This is a genomic window from Intrasporangium sp. (genome assembly GCF_040414665.1).
Lineage (GTDB): Bacteria > Actinomycetota > Actinomycetes > Actinomycetales > Dermatophilaceae > Intrasporangium.
On record NZ_JBEDUL010000090.1, the window covers coordinates 25,239 to 44,212 of the forward strand.

Here is an 18,974-nt window from a genome sequence, read left to right on the forward strand (position 1 = left end):
CCCGGGCGGCCATTCGTCGTCTCAGGGATCGAACCCCACCGGCGAGTTGTGCGTTTCACGTTTGTCTGCAGGCTCGTTGACGCCTATTGTCAGCGGCACTTGTCAAGGTGGACGGCCCCAGTGACGGAGGACCACATGGCAGCACCGAGGAAGGCACCGGCGAGAGCGGGCGCCACGACGACCCCTGCAACGAAGGCGGCGCCGGTGCGGACGAGCGCCGCTGCCAGGTCCGCGGCCAAGAAGGCGGCAGGGGTCTCCGGGGCACCGGCCAAACGTGCGGCCGCGACGACGTCGGCCAAGCAGCCGGCCGGCACGAAGGGTGCCGCCCCGGCGATGAAGAAGGCGACCGCCACGAAGGGTGGGGCGGCGAAGGCCGGGACGAAGCCGGCAGCACCGAAGACGCCGACGAAGAAGGCAGCTGCCACGAAGGCGGCGCCGGCCACGAAGTCCGCCGCCACTAAGGCGGCGCCGGCCACGAAGTCCGCTGCCACGAAGGCGGCGCCGGCTACGAAGTCCGCCGCCACTAAGGCGGCGCCGGCCACGAAGTCCGCCGCCACGAAGGGAGCCACAGCCACGAAGAGGGCCACCTCCCCCGGGACTGCGGCCAAGCGGGCAACCGCCAGGAAGGCCCCGGCCAGGAAGGCCACCACCCCGACCTCCGCAGCAGCGGCTGCCCCGTCCAAGCGGTCTGCCGGCACCAGGTCCACATCGATGAAGAGGGCAGCACCAGTGAAGAGCACCAGCGCCACATCGACATCCGCAGCCAGGAGCTCCACCGCAGCGACTCGCGCGGGTCAGCTCGCCGGACGCCTCCGGGTCAAGGACGACGAGAGCCCATGGAGCGCGGCTGAGATCAAGGAGGTGCGCGCCATCCTGCTCGAGGAGATCGAGGTGCACCGGCAGGAGCTCGAGCTCGCCGAGCAGGAGCTGGACGACCTGCTGCGTGCGTCGAGCGACGGAGCGGGGGACGACCAGGCGGATGCCGGCGCCAAGACGGCCGAGCGGGTCCACGAGATCGCCCTGGCCGCCAACTCCCGGGCCGGCCTCGCGCAGGCCGAGCATGCCCTCGAGCAGCTGGAGGCAGGCACGTACGGTATCTGCGAGAACTGCGGGAACCCGATCGGCAAACTTCGACTCCAGGCCCGTCCTCGTGCGACCCTGTGCATGACATGCCAGGAGAAGCAAGCACGCCACTGACGCCCACCGAGACACCGTCGACGCCCCGTGTGGGCGTCGATGCCGTGTCTTCCGCCCTCACCACAGCACCAGGACCCGTGGAGAACGAAGCCCCGCCCGACCACCCGCCGGCTGCGCGCCGGAGGCGGCTGTTCGTCCTCCTGCTCGTCGTCGCGGTTCTCGCCTACGCGAGCGACCAGCTCACCAAGCTCATCGCCCTCGACGTCCTGGCGGACGGACAGCCGCGGCCGTTCATCGGGGACGTGATCCAGTTCAAGCTCATCGGCAATCCCGGTGCAGCGCTCTCGCTCGGGGCGGGGAACACGTGGGTCATGACGATCATCGCCGTGGTCGTGCTGGTGGCCATCGTGTACGTGTCGAAGGACCTGGGCTCCAGGGCGTGGGCTCTGGCCCTGGGCCTGCTCCTGGGCGCAGCCCTGGGCAACCTCACGGACCGCTTCGTCCGGCCGCCGGGTGGCGGCGAGGGTCACGTCGTCGACTTCCTCGACTACAACGGCTGGTTCATCGGCAACATCGCCGATATCTGGATCGTCGGCGCCGCGGGGCTGATCATCGTGCTCGCCCTGGTGGGACTGGGCGTCGACGGCCGTCGCGAGAGGAAGGCCGCGCCGGTCGCCCCGCAGCCGGAGGAGCACGAGGTGAGCGACGAGCCGGGGGAGCGGTCGGATGGTTGAGGTCCGGACGGTGCTCGTCCCCGAGGGCCTCGGCGGAGAGCGCGTCGACGCCGGGGTCGCCCGCCTGTTCGGCCTGTCCCGGACTCGTGCGGCAGACCTCGCGGGTGGGGGGCTCATCGTCGTCGACGGCAAGGTGGCGGGCAAGTCCGACCGGCTCGCGTCCGGGGCGATGCTCGAGGTGTCCCTTCCCGCGCCGGATCAGAGCCCCACGGTCACGGTCGTGGCGGAGCCGGTGCCCGGGATGCGGATCGTCCACGATGATGACGATCTCGTCGTCGTCGACAAGCCCGTCGGGGTGGCAGCCCATCCCAGCGTGGGCTGGACCGGTCCGGACGTCGTCGGTGGCCTGGCTGCCGCGGGATACCGGATCTCGACCTCCGGGGCACCCGAGCGCCAGGGCATCGTCAGCCGACTCGACGTCGGGACGAGCGGCCTCATGGTCGTGGCCAAGAGCGAGTACGCCTACTCCAGACTCAAGCAGGCCTTCCGGACGCGCGCGGTCGACAAGAACTACCACGCCCTGGTCCAAGGTCTTCCCGATCCGCTCGTCGGCACCATCGACGCACCGATCGGGCGGCACCCCGGCCACGAGTACAAGTTCGCGGTCATGCGCAGCGGCAAGCCGTCGGTGACTCACTACGAGGTCATCGAGGCATTCCGCCACGCGAGCCTCGTCGACATCCACCTGGAGACGGGACGCACGCACCAGATCCGGGTGCACATGGCCGCGATCAAGCACCCCTGCTGCGGCGACCCGCTCTACGGCGCGGATCCCGCGCTGGCGCGGAAGCTGGGCCTGGACCGGCAGTGGCTGCATGCCGTTGGGCTCGGGTTCGAGCACCCCGGCACGGGCGCCTACGTCCACTTCGAGAGCGAGTACCCGGAGGACCTCCAGCGGGCCCTCGACACCGTCGCCACCCTCTGAGGTCCACCCTCTAGCGAAGGGTGAACCCCTTGAGGTGTTCCCTTCCCGGGTCGTATGCCGCTGGGCTCGCGCCTGCGGTCGCTCGCACGTCCGCGGTCGCCGCCGTTTCTGACGACGACGCCTCGCGGCGTCGCAGGCGCAAGGACCGGCCGCACAGCGCGCCGAGGCAGAGCGAGAGAGCCGCAACGACGGCCAGCGCCGACGGCGGCACACCTGTGCCGGACGGCTCCGAAGGCGCCGCCTCCGAAGCGGTCACGGGGGCAACCGAGCCGGTCGTGGCCGGCGGCGAGGTGGCCGCGTCGCCGCCCAGCACTCCGAGGTCCGTCAAGGTTTCCAGGAGCAGTGCCGTGTTCGCCGGGCGGTGCCAGACTGCCTCGGCCGCGGACGTGGAGGTCGAGAAGAGGGTCTCGCCGCCCTGCATCAGCAGCGTGCTCACCCAGACGTCCGAGCCCTCGATCGTCAGGGCGTCCACACGCCACGGCTGCACGTCATGGATCATCCAGGTGAGGCGGATCGGGTTCGCCATGAAGCTGTCCGCCGACCGGCGTTCACCGGTCGGTGGGTCCCAGACGTCCAGGGCCAGGGCCAGGGAGTCGTAGGCGGAGCTGCCCGTCACCGCCCCTGCGGCATGCCCGCCACCGTGGTCCACCACGAGAACGGAGGTGGGTCCGCCCGCGCTGGCAGGGGGAGCCGGAAGCAGCATGAGGCCGACGGCTGCGGTGATGACGAGGACGATGAACCTGCGCATGGGTGTTCCTCCTGTGGTCGTGAGCCTGGTGACGTCGTTACACCGCCCGGCCCCGCATGGTTCCCTCCCGGCCCTCAGGGGACGGTCGTGGCGATGTCCAGCGCTGCAGCCAGGGTCGAGGGGCCCTCGAGTCGGTAGGTCAGCTCGCGTCCGTCAGGAGTGTGGGCGACCCAGACGAGAGTCGGCCCGGCCAGCCGGGGCGGGGCGGTCCGGGTCACCCCCCGGCGATCGACCCACTCGACCTCGTGGGTGGCGTCCAGCCAGACGGCCTCGCCACCCTTGACCATGGTCGGCGTGACCGCGGTCCAGACCCGTTTGAGGTAGCCCCAGTCCGGAGACCCCATGAACACGTCCAGCCTGGTCGTCCCGCCACCCTCGCCCCAGCTGAGCTCCGCGACCTGTCCCTCGTGAGACAGCGACACGGTCGCCGGCGGCCCGAGCGCCGCCGGGACACCAACGTCGAACCCGAGCACTCGCCTGGCCTCCTCGAGGGAGACCGCGGTCAATCCCTGGCCAAGGGTCGGGGAGGCGCCAGAGCGGGGCGTGGACGGCAGTGGACGTGGTCCCGGCTCCTCGCGGACGACGACTCCACCGATGTGGAGCAGCTCCATGACGGCGGCCCGGACCGGGGGGACGAGGGCGACGACCGCGACGACCATGGCGGCGATCGCCCAGGCCAGGCGGCGCGCCGGGCGGCTGTGCTCGGCCCGTCGGCGCTCTGGCGCGCGCCGGTGGGCCCCGGCGACGAGGGGGTCGTCGGCGATCCGGTCGAGGACGGCCGCAGCCAGACCGTCCGGGGGCGGGTCCGGCACGAGGTCGCGGCCGAGGCCGACGAGCTCGCGCTCGAGGGCATCGAGCTGGTCAGACATCGGCCATCACCTCCCGCAATGCGCCCAGTGCGCGATGCAGTCGGGACTTGACCGTGCCAGCAGGCAGCTCGAGCACCTTCGCGGTCTCTGCCTCCGACAGCTCGAGCAGGTAGCGGCAGGCGACGACGTCCCTCTGGTCGGCCGGGAGCTTGGACACGGCGTCGAGGAGCGCACGCCGGCGCGCCGCCGAGAGCGCCTCCGCGGCCGGGTCCGGCATGGTCAGCGACTGGGCGTCGAGCCATCCCGCTCGGCGCTCCCGCTCGGCCCTCCGACCGGAGCCGCGCCGATGGTTGTGCGTCTCGTTGAGGACGATCCGCAGCAGCCAGGGCCGGAAGCCGGATCCGTCGCGGAAGGTGGCGAGGGAGCGGTATGCCTTCACGAATGCCTCCTGCACCAGGTCGTCGGCATCGTCGCCAGCCCCGGCGAGCACGGCGACGCGCTTGGCGAGCGGGGCGTGCGCCACCACCAGCTCGGCGTACGCAGCCCGCTCACCGGCGCGCACGCGGGCCAGGATCTCTGACTCGCGGTCCTTCTCGATGGCTCCTCCGGCTCGCCCAGTGGCCCTGCACCCACTTGTACACCGTCGGTTCGGGATCGGTTCCAGGCACGCCGAGGGCCGACGAGCCGGCGGCCCTCGGCAGCCCGGTGCGACGGGCCGCGACACCCGCCGCGACACGCCCGGGGAGTGTCCCCGGCGAGGCTTAGACTCAACCCCGATGTCGACCCAATCCGCTCCGAGACCACACCAGAGCTTCGCGCACCTGCACGTGCACACGGAGTACTCAATGCTCGATGGAGCGGCCCGGATCACCGACCTCTTCTCGGAGGCGGCGCGGATGGGGATGCCGGCGCTCGCGACGACCGACCACGGCTATGTCTTCGGGGCCTACGAGTTCTGGAAGAAGGCCCAGGGCACCGGCGTCAAGCCGATCATCGGCGTGGAGGCCTACATCACTCCGGGCACCCATCGCACGGACCGGACGAAGGTCAGCTGGGGCGACGGCGGGCGCGACGACATCTCGGGCGGCGGTGCCTATACCCACATGACGATGCTCGCCGAGTCGACGGAGGGCATGCACAACCTCTTCCGGATGAGCTCGATCGCCTCGCTCGACCAGGTGTACACGAAGTGGCCCCGCATCGATCGGGAGCTGCTCGCCAGCTACGGCAAGGGCCTGATCGTCACGACCGGATGCCCCTCGAGCGAGATCCAGACCAAGCTGCGCTTCGGAAAGTACGACGAGGCGCGCGCAGTGGCCGGCGAGCTGCGCGACCTCTTCGGGCCGGACAACGTCTTCGTCGAGCTCATGGACCACGGCCTCGAGATCGAGCGGCGCGTCCAGAAGGACCTCCTCCGGCTGGCGCGCGACCTCGCGCTGCCGCTCGTCGCGACCAACGACCTGCACTACACCCGGGCCGAGGACGCCAAGGCCCACGCCGCGCTCCTCTGCGTGCAGTCGGGCTCGACCCTGATGGATCCCAACCGCTTCAAGTTCGACGCCGAGGACTTCTATCTCAAGTCTCCGCAGGAGATGCGCCACCGGTGGCGCGAGCTGCCCGAGGCCTGCGACAACACGCTGCTCATCGCCGAGCGGTGCGACGTGTCCTTCACCGAGGGGGAGGGGCGCTACATGCCGCGCTTTCCCGTGCCAGACGGCGAGGACGAGACCTCGTGGTTCATCAAGGAGGTCGAGGGCGGACTCCAGCGGCGCTTTCCCGACGGCGTGCCGGACTACGCGCGCACGCAGGCGGCCTTCGAGGAGGACGTCATCGTCTCCAAGGGCTACGCGGGCTACTTCCTCGTCGTCGCCGACTTCATCAACTGGGCCAAGCGCAACGGCATCCGAGTCGGACCGGGTCGAGGCTCAGGTGCCGGGTCGATGTGCGCCTACGCTCTGGGGATCACGGACCTCGACCCGATCCCGCACGGCCTGATCTTCGAGCGGTTCCTCAACCCCGAGCGCATGTCGATGCCCGACTTCGACGTGGACTTCGACGAGCGCCGGCGCGGCGAGGTCATCAAGTATGTGACGGAGAAGTACGGCGAGGAGCGTGTCGCCCAGATCGTCACCTACGGCACCATCAAGGCCAAACAGGCGGTCAAGGACGCGGCGCGCGTCATGGGCCACCCGTTCAGCGTCGGCGAGCAGCTGACCAAGGCGATGCCGCCGGACGTCATGGGCAAGGGCGTGCCCCTCTCGGAGATCTACAACCCGGAGCACAAGCGCTACAACGAGGGCGTCGACTTCCGCGCGCTCGTGCAGACCGAGCGGCACTTCGAGGAGGTCGTCGACACGGCCAAGGGCCTCGAGGGCCTGAAGCGCCAATGGGGCGTCCACGCGGCGGGCGTCATCATGAGCAGCGAACCCCTGCTGGACGTCATCCCCATCATGAAGCGGATGCAGGACGGCCAGGTGATCACGCAGTTCGACTACCCGAGCTGCGAGTCGCTCGGGCTGGTCAAGATGGACTTCCTCGGCCTGCGCAACCTCACGATCCTCGACGACGCGATCGTCAACATCAAGCAGAACCGCGATGAGGACATCGACCTCGACGCCCTGTCCAAGGACATGTCCGACACGGCGACCTACGATCTGCTCGGTCGCGGCGACACCCTGGGTGTGTTCCAGCTCGACGGCGGTGGCATGCGATCGCTGCTGCGGCTCATGCAGCCGGACAACTTCGAGGACATCTCGGCTGCCCTGGCCCTCTACCGACCTGGCCCGATGGGAGTCAACGCCCACACGAACTTCGCCCTGCGCAAGAACGGCAAGCAGGAGATCGTCCCGCTGGATCCGCAGCTCAAGGGCAAGCTCCAGCCGGAGATGGTCGACGCGCTCGAGCCGATCCTCAAGGACACCCACGGGTTGTGCGTGTACCAGGAACAGGTCATGTCCATCGCCCAGAAGCTCGCCGGCTACACGCTCGGCAACGCGGACCTGCTCCGTCGTGCGATGGGCAAGAAGAAGAAGGAGGTCCTCGACGCCGAGTACGTCCCGTTCTCGGAGGGCATGAAGGCCAACGGCTTCAACGAGGCCTCGGTCGCGGCGCTCTGGGGCGTGCTCGTCCCGTTCTCGGACTACGCCTTCAACAAGGCGCACACGGCGGCGTACGGTCTCGTCTCCTACTGGACGGCCTACCTCAAGGCGAACTACCCGGCCGAGTACATGGCGGCGCTGCTGACGAGCGTGCGCGACGACAAGGACAAGTCGGCGCTGTACCTGGGCGAGTGCCGCCACATGGGCATCAAGGTGCTGCCGCCCGACGTCAACCAGTCGGTCGCCAACTTCGCTGCCGTCGGTACCGACATCCGGTTCGGTCTCGCCGCGATTCGCAACGTCGGCCTGCCGGTCGTCGAGGCCATCATCCGGGCGCGCGACGAGAAGGGCGCCTTCGGCTCCTTCAAGGACTTCCTCTCCAAGGTGCCGGCGGTCGTCTGCAACAAGCGGACCATCGAGTCGCTCATCAAGAGCGGCGCCTTCGACTCGCTCGGCGAGAGTCGGCGCGGGATGGTCGAGGTCCACGAGCGCTACATCGACGCGCTCGTCGAGGTGAAGAAGCAGGAGGCCATCGGCCAGGACAGTCTCTTCGGCGCCTTCGACCTGGGCGACGAGTCGGATGGACCCGGGGGAGCGGGCGCCTTCGACGGCCTGCCACCCGTCCCCGTGGGCGAGTGGGACAAGTCCACCCTGCTGTCCTTCGAACGGGAGATGCTTGGCCTCTACGTCTCCGACCACCCGCTCTTCGGCATCGAGCACCTCCTGCAGACGCATGCGGACACTTCCATCGCCTCACTCATGGGCGACGACCCCAAGCCTGATGGCACCCCGGTCACCGTGGCCGGGCTCATCACCGGGCTCCAGCTCAAGCGGACCAAGAAGGGCGACCTGTGGGCCATCGCCACGGTCGAGGACCTCGACGGGGCCATCGAGTGCCTGTTCTTCCCCACCGCCTACCTGACGTACTCGACGATGCTGGCCCAGGACACCGTCTGTGCGGTCAAGGGCAGGGTGAGCGCGCGCGACGACTCGATCTCGATCTTCGCGCAGGAGCTGATGATCCCCGACATCAAGGAGGGCCCGCGTGGACCGGTCGTGCTCACTCTCCCGCTGGGTCAGGTCACCGCGGCCCGCGCGGAGCGTCTCAGGGAGATCCTCCGGGAGCACCCCGGCGCGACGGAGGTCCACGTGAAGCTCACCCAGCCTGGCCGGTCCGTGCTCATGACGCTCGACGACGGGTTGCGCGTCAACGCGACGTCGGCGCTCTTCGGCGACCTCAAGGCGACCTTCGGCGCCGCCGTGCTCGGGTAGCAGGCCGTATGCCGCTGAGCTGGGTCTCACCGTGAAGGCTGGCGACCGCCGTCGGTTGCGTCGGGCTCGCATGGCTGCGCTCGGGCTCACGCCCGCCCTGGGTACGGCCGCCGCCCCCGAGACGCCTCTGTCCGTGGCCCGTTGGATGGGCGCGCTTCAGGCACAGGACTATTCGAGTGGCGTGTGGTCGATCGGAGTGCGTTCCGGCCTGACCCTCGCCGAGATCGAGCGGGCCGTCGCTGACCGGCAGATCGTCCGGACCTGGCCGATGCGGGGGACGATCCACTGGGTGCCGGCCGAGGACGCCCGGTGGATGTGTGAGCTCCTTGCCGCGCGGGTGATCGCCTCCCTGGGCGCGCGCTACGCGCAGCTCGGCATCACCCAGGACGAGATCGACAAGGCAGGAGTTCTCTTCGAGGAGCACCTCGGCGAGCCGATGAGCCGACCGGACGTCCTCTCGATGCTCGCCGACCACGGCATCGATCCCTCCGGACAGCGGACCTACCACCTCGTCGGCCACCACTGCATGACGGGGCTGCTCTGCCAAGGCCCGCTCGCAGGGAAGCAGCCGACCTTCGTGCTCATCGACACATGGGTTCCCTTGAGCCGCAAGCCTTCCCGTGAGCAGGCGATGACCACGATCATCGAGCGCTATGTCCGCAGCCACGGCCCGGTGACCGAGAAGGACATCGCCGGCTGGATCGGGGGCACGCTCGGCTTCGTCCGTGCGGCCCTCGAACTCCTCGGCGACCACATCACGCGGGAAGACATCGGTGGCCAGACCTGGCTGAGCCACGTCGACGCGCCGACGGCGAGTGATGGGCCTGCTGGCGTCCATCTGTTGCCGCAGTGGGACGAGTTCCTGTTGGGATTCAAGTCGCGCGACGTCACCCTTCCGGACGAGCACGTCGCCAACGTCGTGCCCGGCCGCAACCTGGTGTTCCAGCCGACGATCGTCGTCGACGGCGAGGTGGTCGGCGTCTGGAGGCGGCAGGGCGGCAAGGACGCCGTCGTCCTCAGGGCGACGCCGTTGACCCGGCTGACGGCGAAGGCGCTGCGTGGGCTGGAAGCGAGCTCAGCGGCATACGCCCGCTTTCTCGGTCGTGACGTCGAGCTCCGGGTCGAGGGGGACTGAGTGGCACGAGGCGGCATTCCCGCGTCGCCGCTCCCGCCTCGGCACGGCGTTGACGCGCAGCGGATCCGGATGCCGCAGGGCGGGCCGTGGGAGACGCTGCGCGACCATCTCGTCGAGCGGCTCCGGGGGCTGACTCCCGCCGAGGTGGACGCCAAGCTCGTGGCGGGGGAGTTCGTCGATGCCGCTGGCGTGCCGGTCGCGGCAGACGCGCCGTTCGTGCCGCGCTCAGTCTGCTGGACCCATCGCGACCTGCCGGACGAGGTCGAGGTGCCCTTCCCGATCGACGTGCTGCACGAGGACGACCGGCTCGTCGTGGTGGACAAACCGCACTTCATGTCGACGATGCCCCGGGGCCGGCACGTCGCGCAGTCGGCGCTGGCCCGGACCCGAGTGCTGACCGGTCGGCATCGGCTGACCCCCGCGCATCGGCTCGACCGGCCCACCGCAGGGGTGCTGATGTTCACGGCGGAACAGCGGTGGCGGGGTGCCTACCAGCGCGCCTTCGCCGAGGGCCGGGTGCACAAGGAGTACCTCGCGGTCGCACCAGTGCGCGACGGACTGCGGCTGCCCACGGTGCGGCGCAGCCACGTCCTCAAGGAGCACGGGAAGCACCAGGCCCGAGAGGTCCCCGGTGCCGAGCCGAACGCCGAGACCCTCATCGAGCTGGTCGCCGAGAGGGATGGGCGGGGTCTCTACCGGTTGACGCCTCGGACCGGCCGCACCCACCAGCTGCGCTGCCAGCTCTGCGGGCTGGGCATTCCCATCGTCGGCGACGCCCTGTACCCGGCCCCGCGCGAGGTGCCCGACGGGGACTTCTCCGAGCCGCTCCAGCTGCTCGCCGCGGTTCTCGAGTTCGACGACCCGATCGACGGCAGGCGCCGGCGGTTCGAGACGCGCAGGCGTCTGGCGTCGTGGCCGGGCGGAAACGTGAACGACACGCAAAGTTAGTCGGCGTTCGGCCCCCTCGTTCACAGCTCCGCCGCTAGATTCGCGGTGGATCCGGGCAACTTCCTGCCCGTCGAGAGGGGAAGACATGCAGCAGTACCGTCATCTCCGGCGCCGAGTGGCCGCGGTGTGTGCCGTGGCCCTCGGGGTCGGTCTGGTCCCGTTCGTCGCCGCGCCGACCGCGCAGGCGGCGCCGACCGAGCTGTTCTTCAGCGAGTACATCGAGGGGTCGAGCAACAACAAGGCCCTCGAGATCTACAACGGCACTGGGGCGCCCGTGAACCTGGCCACCGGTGGCTACAACGTCCAGATGTTCTTCAACGGCTCTGCGTCGGCAGGCTTGACGATCAACCTCACCGGGTCGGTTGCCCCAGGCGACGTCCACGTGCTGGCGCACTCGGCGGCTGCCGCGGCGATCCTCGCCGAGGCGGACCAGACCAACGGTGCGGGCTGGTACAACGGCGACGACGCGGTCGTGCTGCGCAAGGGCACGACCGTCATCGACAGCATCGGGCAGGTCGGCTTCGATCCCGGCACGGAGTGGGGCACCGGCCTCACGTCAACCGCTGACAACACACTGCGCCGCTCGTCCTCCGTGACGGCGGGAGACGCCAATGCCACCGACCTCTTCGACCCATCGGCGCAGTGGATCGGCTTCGCCACGGACACCTTTGACGGCCTTGGCCGCCACAGCGTCCAGGACGCGCCGCCCGCCGTGGCCTCCACCGAGCCCGCGAACGGCGCCTCCGGCGTGACCGCGAACGCCAACGTCACGGTGACGTTCAGCGAGCCCGTCAATGTCACCGGGACGGCTTTCGAGCTGCGCTGCTCCCTCAGCGGGCCGAAGTCGGTGACGGTGACCGGGGGGCCGACGTCGTTCGTCCTCGACCCTGACGCCGACCTCGTTCCCAACGAGTCCTGCCGCGTGACCATCCGCGGCGACGAGGTGAGCGACCAGGACGTCCAGGACCCGCCGGACACGATGACCGCCGATGCCGTCGTCTCGTTCGCGTCGTCGCTCAGCACCTCGTGTGACGCCACCTACACGCCGATCGGGGCGATTCAGGGCTCCGGGTCGGCCGCTGACTACACCGGACCGGTGGTGACCGAGGGGGTCGTCGTCGGGGACCACGAGGGCCCGAGCCCCGCGCTGCGCGGCTTCTACCTCCAAGACCCCGTCGGGGACGGTAACCCGGCCACGTCGGACGCGATCTTCGTCTTCAACGGGAACGACGACGATGTCGCGCTCGGAGACCACGTCCGCGTCGTCGGCACCGCCGAGGAGTTCCAGGACCAGACCCAGATCTCGAACACGACGTCGATCACGCCCTGCGGGACGGGCACCGTCGAGCCGACCCCGATCAGCTTCCCCGTCGCGAGCCCGACCTTCCTCGAGCAGTACGAGGGCATGCTCGTCTCGGTCCCGGAGACCATGACCGTCACCGAGCACTTCCAGCTCGGCCGGTTCGGCCAGGTCGTCGTCTCGTCCGAGGGCCGGCTCCCGCAGCCGACCAATGTCGTCGCACCCGGCGACGAGGCGCTCGTCCTCCAGGCCGCGAACAACAACCGTCGCCTCATCATCGACGACTCGTCACAGGCCCAGAACCCCGACCCGATCGTCTGGGGCCGGGGCGGCGCGCCGCTGTCCGCGTCGAACACGCTGCGCGGCGGCGACACCGTCACCGGCGCGGTCGGCGTCATGACCTACACGTGGGCCGGCAACGCCGCGAGTGGCAACGCCTACCGGCTCCGCCCCGACGGCGCCCTTGGCGGTGACGCCCAGTTCGTGGCCGCCAATGAGCGGCCGTCGGATGCTCCAGTCGTGGGCGGCAAGGTGCAGGTCGCGGCGATGAACCTGCTCAACTTCTTCAACACGTTCGACGGGTTGCCGGATCGGGTGGACAACTGCAGCAACGGGGTCGGCGGGGCGGCGACGGACTGCCGCGGCGCGGACACCCAGACGGAGTTCGATCGGCAGTGGCCCAAGACCGTGGCCGCAATCCGCGGTCTGGGCGCCGAGGTCGTCGGCGTCAACGAGATCGAGAACGACGGATACGGCACGGACAGCGCCATCGCGTTCCTCGTCGACCGGCTCAACGAGGCCGACGGGGCCGGCACGTGGGCCTACGTGGACGTGGACGCCCGCACCGGTCAGACCAACGCCCTCGGCACCGATGCCATCAAGGTCGGCATGGTCTACCAGCCGGCCGCCGTGACGCCGATCGGAACGACGGGTGCACTCAACTCCGTCGAGTTCGTCAACGGTGGCGACTCGGCCCCGCGCAGCAGACCAGCACTCGCGCAGGCCTTCCGCGACCACGCCACCGGTGGCGTCTTCACCGTGGCCGTCAACCACCTGAAGAGCAAGGGCAGCGCCTGCGACGCTCCCGACGCGGGCGATGGGCAGGGCAACTGCAACACCGTGCGAAACAACGCGGCGAAGGCCCTGGCGACGTGGCTGGCGAGTGACCCGACGGGCACCGGGGACCACGACGTGCTCATCATGGGTGACCTCAACTCCTACGCCAAGGAGGACCCGGTCGGGACGCTCGAGGGGGCGGGTTACACCAACCTCATCGCCAAGCTGATCGGGCCGGACGCCTACAGCTACGTCTTCGACGGCCAATGGGGCTACCTCGACCATGCCCTCGCGTCGCCCTCGGCCGAGGAGCAGGTCACCGGAGTCGGCGAGTGGCACATCAACGCCGACGAGCCGTCGGTGCTCGACTACAACACCGACTTCAAGACGCCGAACCTCCAGTCGTCGCTCTACGCGCCCGACCAGTTCCGCGTGTCCGATCACGACCCGGTCATCGTCGGCCTCTCGCTGGACAACGACACCCCCGGGTTCGCGACCGGTGGTGGTTGGTACCGATCACCCGCGGGGGCGCTGGCCGCCGACCCGTCGTACAGCGGCAAGGCGAAGTTCGAGCTCGATGCCAAGTACGAGCCGGGCGCCGTCACTCCGTCCGGGCAGCTCACGCTCACCCTCGAGGGCACGACCTTCGTCATGGCGAGCACCTCCGTCGACTGGCTCGTCATCCACGACGACGAGGCCCGTCTCGGCGGCTCTGCGACGGTCAACGGCGCCACCGGTTACAGCTACCAGGTGATCGCCACGGACGGTGGCAAGAAGAACGACACCGTCCGCGTCGTGGTCCGCGACTCGTCCCAGGCCGTCGTCTACGACGGCGGCGCGACGGCCGTGACGGGGCAGATCGTCATCCACTGACGAAGGCCCCACCGATCGAGTGGACGACTCCTCCGCCCAGGACTCGTCCACTCGATCGCGCGTGGCGCTCCGTTCGTTCACGGCCAGTCCACAGCAGACACACAGCCAGTCACAAGGGCACAGCGTGATGGTCGAACCCATGGCCACCACCGCCGCCGATCGGCCTGCGGCGGCCTCGGGCCGGCCGCCAGAACACGCATCGGGCAGCCACCGGCGGCCCGCTCGCCCGGCGTCGCCCGGTCCCACGAGACACCTCGCTCCTCGAGCGCTCACTCTTGTGCTCGCCTTGGCCACTGCCGTCTCGGCGCTGCTGCTCGTCTTCCGACCGGTCCAGCCGATCCGGATCACGGTCGTGTTCGGGCTGCTCAACCTTCCCGTGGCAGGGACGTTCGCCTCCGTCGTCCTGCTCGCCCTGATGACGCGCATCCTGCTGGGACGCAAGCGGATTGGTCTGGCAGCAGTTGCCGCGTTCCAGGTGACCGGCATCTACGTCGGTCTCGCGGAGCTCTTCCCGGCCGCGCGGCTCCCGTTCGCCGAGGTCTGGAGCAGCCGGGGAGATCTCGGTGGCACGCTCGACGTGGCGGCCATGGTGATCGGTGTCGGCGCCCTGTGGTGGCTCTGGCGGCTGCGGCCCGCGTTCACGGCGCGGGTGCAGCCCGGCTCCTGGTGGGCCGCGCTCGCGGCGCTGGTCGTGGGTGGCGCGGTCACCTACGGAGTCACCTGGCTGCTGCTCGGCGCCTCCGGCGCCCAGGCGAATGTCGTCGTGGCGACCGTCGTCGCCGCGTTCGGTGGGGTGAGCCGGCACGCTCTCGGTGTGCCACGTTATGTCGTCGACGTGGCAGCCATCCTCACGGGTGCGACGATCCTGGGCGCCACGGTGCTCTTCCTCGCGTCGTCGCGACGGACCAGCAGATGGACCCCCGATCGAGAGGTCCGCCTGCGTCTCCTGCTTGCCGAGCATGGCGAGAGTGACTCGCTCGGCTACTTCGCGACGCGGAGGGACAAGGCCTCCGTGTTCTCGGCCGACGGTCGTGCTGCCGTGACGTATCGGGTCGTCAACGGAGTGTCAGTGGCGTCTGCCGATCCGCTCGGCGCCGGTGAGAGCTGGGGTGGGGCCATCGCCGCCTGGCTGAGTGAGGCACGCGAGTTCGGCTGGGTCCCGGCTGTGCTCTCAGCCAGTGAGGCGGGGGCCAAGGCGTACGCCGCCGCCGGCCTGCGGGTCGTGCTCATGGGTGACGAGGCGATTCTCGACCCGGCGCGGTTCGACCTGCGCCGGGGGTCCATGGCGCCGGTGCGCCACGCCGTGAAGCGAGCTCGCCGAGCGGGCGTCTCGGTACGGGTCCGCCGCCAGGACGAACTGACCCCGGAAGAGCGCACCGTGATGGCCTCCCGCGCGGAGCAGTGGCGCGGCGGCGAGCGCGAGCGTGGCTTCTCCATGGCCCTCGGGCGCAGTGGTGACCCGGCGGACGGCCGCATGCTCGTCGTCACGGCGCACCTCGCCGACGGCGGCATCATCGGACTGCTCAGCTTCGTGCCCTGGGGCCGCGGCGGGGTGTCGCTCGATCTCATGCGCCGGGCTTCCACCGCACCCAATGGCGTCACCGAGCTGATGATCTCGGAGCTGATGGCACGCAGCCGGCAGCTCGGCATCCGCCGCGTGTCCCTCAACTTCTGCATGTTCCGCGGGGTCTTTGCTGACTCTGCCCGGTTGGGCGCCCGACCACTCGTGCGTCTCAACGCCTCCGTCCTCGGGGTGCTCGACCGTTTCTGGCAGCTCGAGCGTCTCTACCGCTCGAACGCCAAGCTCGAGCCGGCGTGGGTCCCGCGCTTCCTCTGCTACGAGGACGTGGTCTCCCTGCCGCAGGTGCTCGTCGCAGCCGGTGCCGTTGAGGGCTTCCTGCCATGGCCCGGCGGACGGCATGCGGCGGGAGCACGGCTCGGTGCGGACGACCTGCTCCGTCTGCAGCAGGCGGCGGCTGCGGCGGAGGCCGCGGCCGACGCCACGTCGACTGAGCAACGCCGACGCGGCGAGTTCGGGCACCGGCTCGCGCGGCTCGAGGCCATGCGAGCGGAGGGGTTGGACCCCTACCCGAGCGGTGGCGGTGACCCGGTGACCTCGGTCGGCGAGCTGGCCGTTCGGCTTGGCGCGCTGCATCCATCGCCAGGGGACGTGCCCTCCGTGAGCGGACCCGCCGGCGGCGTGCCTCGGGAATCTGCGGGCGCCGTGTCGCTCGTCGGGCGCGTTCGCAGTGTCCGCGACCACGGCGCGGTGCTCTTTGCCACCCTGGTCGACGGTGGGGCGTCGGTGCAGCTCGTGCTCGACCCGGCCACCGCGCGATCACGCCGCGTCGTCACCGACTTCTCGCGCTTCGTCGATCGCGGAGACCTGGTGCGCGTCGAGGGACGCATCGGGGTGTCGCGCAACGGCACGCCCAGTCTGCTCGTGTGGACGTGGCGCACCGAGGCGAAGTGCCTGCACCCGATCCCCTTCGGGGAGTTGACCGATCCGGACGCCCGCCTCCGGCAGCGATCTGCGGACCTCATTGTCCATCCGGGTGTCGTCGACCTCTTCCGGGCACGATCGACGGTGCTGGCCTCGATCCGCCGCACCCTTCTGGAGCGCGGGTACACCGAGGTCGAGACTCCGATGCTCAACCTCGTCCACGGCGGCGCCACTGCCCGGCCCTTCCGCACCTTCAGCAACGCCTACGGCGTCGACCTGTCTCTGCGGATTGCCCCGGAGCTCCAGCTCAAACGCCTCCTCGTCGGAGGGACGGGTCCGATCTTCGAGCTGGGTCGCAACTTCCGCAACGAGGGTGCGGATGCCACGCACAATCCCGAGTTCACCTCGCTCGAGGTCTACCGCCCGCACGCCGACTACTCCGACATGCGAATGCTCGCAGAGACCCTCATCAAGGGGGCGGCGCGTAGCCTGCATGGTCGGCAGGTGCTTCCGGCCCCACGCCCGGACCAGCTGCGGAACGGGATGGACGGCGTGGAGCTCACCGACGTCTCCGGGCCGTGGCCAGTCGTTCGGGTGCTGCACGCGGTCTCCACGGCGGTCGGGCGCGAGGTCGGCCTCGACACGGACCCGGACGTGCTGCTCGGCCTCGCCCGTCGCCTCGGCGTCGAGGTGCGGCCCGACCTCGGGGCAGGTGGTGTCATCGAGGCTCTCTACGAGGCTCTCGTCGAGCCGAGGACCTCGGGTCCCACGTTCTTCGTCGACTTCCCGCGGGAGACCTCGCCGCTCACCCGGTCGCACCGGACGCAGCCCGGCCTCGTCGAGCGGTGGGACCTCGTCATCGGCGGCATGGAGGTCGGCACGGCCTACAGCGAGCTGACCGACCCGCTCCAGCAGCGTCGCCGGCTGGTCGAGCAGTCGACCAGGGCGGCGGCCGGTGACCCCGAGGCAATGGTGGTCGACGCGGACTTCCTGCACGCGCTGGAGAGCGGGATGCCACCGTCCGGTGGTCTCGGCCTCGGCGTCGACCGACTCGTCATGCTGCTGACCAACACGTCGATCCGCGACGTGCTCACCTTCCCGTTCGTCCGGCCACTCCAGCGACCCGGTGACCGCACTCCCCGAACGACCTGATGGACCTCACCGGGACCCGGTCATCGTGGTCGCCGGCGTCCTCGTCGTCGTCGGCTTCATCCGCCTGGTCACCGATGGCCCCAGGCCACGCAGGAGAGGGTGCGGATCATGACGCGCACCGCCGAGGTGCTCGCGCTCAACCTGGCCGTCCTCGCGCTCGCGGGCCTGCTCCTCAACGACCAGTACCTGTTCTACTCGAGCTGGTCGGACCTCTTCGGAGCCAGATCGTCAGAGTTCGTCACCCACGCAGGCGGCACGAGGAACGACGTGCTCGGGTCGCGGATCGCCGGTTCTGGGCTCGAGGCGCACGTGCCCCCAGGACCCCTGCCGCGGCTCCCAGATCCCGGCAAGCGGCTCCAGGAGTGCGTCGTCCACGACCGCTGGGCCGGGACCGGGCTGCCGGTGCTCGTCAGTCTTCCGGTCGGCTACAACTTCGCTCCAGCACGAGGTACCCGGTCATCGTGGGCCTGCACGGATCCCCGGTGCACCCGCCAGCTTCGCGCGCCTCAGCTTCCTCAGCGACGTCGACACGCTGACCGCCGAGCACGTGCTGGCGCCGTCGGTCGTCGTGATGCCGACGATCAGTCCCTCCGCGAGTCTCGACACCGAATGTGTCAACGGCGGGCCCGGGCAGCCGCAGACCGACACCTGGCTGTCGCACGACCTGCCCGCCTGGGCCGTGCAGCACCTCCGGGTGCAGTCGGCCCGGACGTCGTGGGCGGCCGTTGGGTACGCACTCGGCGCCTGGTGCGCCGCCTCGCTGACGATGCGCCACCCCGACGTGTTCGGTGGCGCCGTCGTCCTCGAGGGGTACTTCCGTCCGGACTTCAGCCCGGCATACGACCCGCTCAGTCCAGCAGCCCTCGAGGGCTACGACCTGATCCGGCTGGCGCGACACCGTCCTCCTCCGGTGGCCATCTGGTTGCTGACCACGAGGGAGGACCCGCTGTCCCACCCAACGACCACCCACTTTCTCGCCGCCGCCCGGTCGCCGCTCACCGTCACGGCGACGGTGCTCGCTCATGGCGGACACCGCGTCGCCGTCTTCAGCCCGTACATTCCCGCTGCCCTCAGGTGGCTCGCGCAGACGCTCCCCGGTTTCCATGCCTGACCGCCTGACCGAGCCCAGGCGACCTCACAGCGCGTCGCCCGCTCCGCGTCGGATGGGGCCTCATCAGGCACGCCGGCTCGGCGTTCCGGTCGCGGCCTGGCCCGCGCGAGACGGTTCCCGGTGGGTGCTGACCACGGCTCGGCCAACCTAGACTTCCCGCCATGGACCCAGCCCCGAAGGCGACGCGTCGGCTCGTCATCCGAGAGCACCACGGTGATCGCTTCGAGGACGGC

At 70.1% G+C, this 18,974-nt stretch carries 13 protein-coding genes; 9 read left to right on the top strand and 4 right to left on the bottom strand.

What is annotated here, in order from left to right:
* Positions 1–89: 89 nt before the first annotated feature.
* Positions 90–740, bottom strand: coding sequence for a hypothetical protein (locus tag ABF401_RS10135; protein ID WP_353509434.1), 651 nt, complete (start codon positions 738–740; stop codon positions 90–92).
* Here ABF401_RS10135 and ABF401_RS10140 point away from each other — a divergent pair.
* From ABF401_RS10140 to ABF401_RS10150, 3 genes are all read left to right on the top strand, one after another.
* Entirely contained in the window at positions 730–1,197 is a 468-nt protein-coding gene (locus ABF401_RS10140) for a TraR/DksA family transcriptional regulator (protein WP_353509435.1), read from the top strand. The two genes, ABF401_RS10135 and ABF401_RS10140, sit on opposite strands and share 11 nt — an antisense overlap.
* A 77-nt stretch (positions 1,198–1,274) precedes the next feature.
* A complete protein-coding gene (gene lspA / locus ABF401_RS10145) occupies positions 1,275–1,871 on the top strand; it encodes a signal peptidase II (RefSeq protein ID WP_353509436.1) in 597 nt (198 codons plus the stop codon).
* Entirely contained in the window at positions 1,864–2,796 is a 933-nt protein-coding gene (locus ABF401_RS10150; RefSeq protein WP_353509437.1) for an RluA family pseudouridine synthase, read from the top strand. Before lspA ends, ABF401_RS10150 begins: the two co-directional genes overlap by 8 nt.
* A 10-nt stretch (positions 2,797–2,806) precedes the next feature.
* Here ABF401_RS10150 and ABF401_RS10155 read toward each other — a convergent pair whose 3' ends face one another.
* The 3 genes from ABF401_RS10155 to ABF401_RS10165 all read right to left on the bottom strand — a co-directional run bounded on the left by ABF401_RS10155 (position 2,807) and on the right by ABF401_RS10165 (position 4,915).
* Positions 2,807–3,544, bottom strand: coding sequence for a hypothetical protein (locus tag ABF401_RS10155; RefSeq protein WP_353509438.1), 738 nt, complete (start codon positions 3,542–3,544; stop codon positions 2,807–2,809).
* Between the two features lie 74 nt (positions 3,545–3,618).
* A complete protein-coding gene (locus ABF401_RS10160) occupies positions 3,619–4,413 on the bottom strand; it encodes a hypothetical protein (RefSeq protein WP_353509439.1) in 795 nt (264 codons plus the stop codon).
* Positions 4,406–4,915, bottom strand: a complete 510-nt coding sequence (locus tag ABF401_RS10165) for an RNA polymerase sigma factor (protein WP_353509440.1) — start codon at positions 4,913–4,915, stop codon at positions 4,406–4,408. The genes ABF401_RS10160 and ABF401_RS10165 overlap by 8 nt, the downstream gene beginning before the upstream one ends.
* A gap of 214 nt (positions 4,916–5,129) precedes the next feature.
* Between ABF401_RS10165 and dnaE the strand changes: the two genes are divergently transcribed.
* From dnaE to ABF401_RS10195, 6 genes are all read left to right on the top strand, one after another.
* A complete protein-coding gene (gene dnaE / locus ABF401_RS10170) occupies positions 5,130–8,723 on the top strand; it encodes a DNA polymerase III subunit alpha (protein ID WP_353509441.1) in 3,594 nt (1,197 codons plus the stop codon).
* Positions 8,724–8,754: 31 nt separating this feature from the next.
* Positions 8,755–9,858 (top strand): winged helix DNA-binding domain-containing protein, encoded by a 1,104-nt coding sequence (locus ABF401_RS10175; protein WP_353509442.1) that lies wholly within the window; start codon positions 8,755–8,757, stop codon positions 9,856–9,858.
* Complete coding sequence (locus tag ABF401_RS10180) at positions 9,859–10,806, top strand: pseudouridine synthase (RefSeq protein ID WP_353509443.1); 948 nt, start codon at positions 9,859–9,861, stop codon at positions 10,804–10,806.
* A gap of 85 nt (positions 10,807–10,891) precedes the next feature.
* Entirely contained in the window at positions 10,892–14,035 is a 3,144-nt protein-coding gene (locus tag ABF401_RS10185) for an ExeM/NucH family extracellular endonuclease (protein WP_353509444.1), read from the top strand.
* A 139-nt stretch (positions 14,036–14,174) separates the two neighbouring features.
* Positions 14,175–17,630 carry a bifunctional lysylphosphatidylglycerol synthetase/lysine--tRNA ligase LysX gene (lysX, locus tag ABF401_RS10190; protein ID WP_353509445.1) on the top strand — a complete coding sequence of 1,152 codons (3,456 nt, stop codon included), beginning with the start codon at positions 14,175–14,177 and terminating at the stop codon, positions 17,628–17,630.
* 532 nt (positions 17,631–18,162) lie between these two features.
* On the top strand, positions 18,163–18,741 hold the full coding sequence (locus ABF401_RS10195) for an alpha/beta hydrolase-fold protein (protein WP_353509446.1): 579 nt from the start codon (positions 18,163–18,165) through the stop codon (positions 18,739–18,741).
* The last annotated feature ends 233 nt before the right edge of the window (positions 18,742–18,974 follow it).

What these genes read in the sequence shown, in the direction of transcription:
- dnaE (WP_353509441.1), top strand. Translation starts at nt 5,130, where the DNA reads ATGTCGACCCAATCCGCTCCGAGACCACACCAGAGCTTCGCGCACCTG.
- ABF401_RS10150 (WP_353509437.1), top strand. Translation starts at nt 1,864, where the DNA reads ATGGTTGAGGTCCGGACGGTGCTCGTCCCCGAGGGCCTCGGCGGAGAG.
- lysX (WP_353509445.1), top strand. Translation starts at nt 14,175, where the DNA reads ATGGCCACCACCGCCGCCGATCGGCCTGCGGCGGCCTCGGGCCGGCCG.
- ABF401_RS10155 (WP_353509438.1), bottom strand. Translation starts at nt 3,544, where the DNA reads ATGCGCAGGTTCATCGTCCTCGTCATCACCGCAGCCGTCGGCCTCATG.
- ABF401_RS10160 (WP_353509439.1), bottom strand. Translation starts at nt 4,413, where the DNA reads ATGTCTGACCAGCTCGATGCCCTCGAGCGCGAGCTCGTCGGCCTCGGC.
- ABF401_RS10185 (WP_353509444.1), top strand. Translation starts at nt 10,892, where the DNA reads ATGCAGCAGTACCGTCATCTCCGGCGCCGAGTGGCCGCGGTGTGTGCC.